Here is a 279-nt window from a genome sequence, read left to right as displayed (position 1 = left end):
AGGTCCCCGCCAGCGCCCATTCGCCACCAATGCCCACGCCGGCAATGAAGCGATAAATGCCCAACTCCCACACGTTATGCGCCGTCGCCGACAGCCCGGTGAAGATCGCGAACGTGAAGATCGTGCCCGCCAGCACTTTCGTGCGGCCGAAACGGTCCGCGAGCGGCCCCCAGATGAACGACAGCCCCCAACCCACCAGGAAGAGCGCAAACAGAATCGAGCCAGCAAGCCCGACATTCGCGGGCGTCGCCGCATAGCCCGAGCGCGGCAGCAACTCCG

General features: G+C 65.6%; 1 protein-coding gene. It reads right to left on the bottom strand.

The window, feature by feature from the left end; genetic code table 11:
* Positions 1–279, bottom strand: a 279-nt coding sequence (locus SB753_RS36645) for an MFS transporter (protein ID WP_410805023.1), incomplete at both ends; no start/stop codon positions are given.

The sequence above is a fragment of the Paraburkholderia sp. SIMBA_053 genome, from assembly GCF_046534895.1.
GTDB lineage: Bacteria > Pseudomonadota > Gammaproteobacteria > Burkholderiales > Burkholderiaceae > Paraburkholderia > Paraburkholderia caledonica.
The sequence above is the reverse complement of the archived record's forward strand: the minus strand, read 5'-3'. Positions and strand labels throughout refer to the sequence as shown.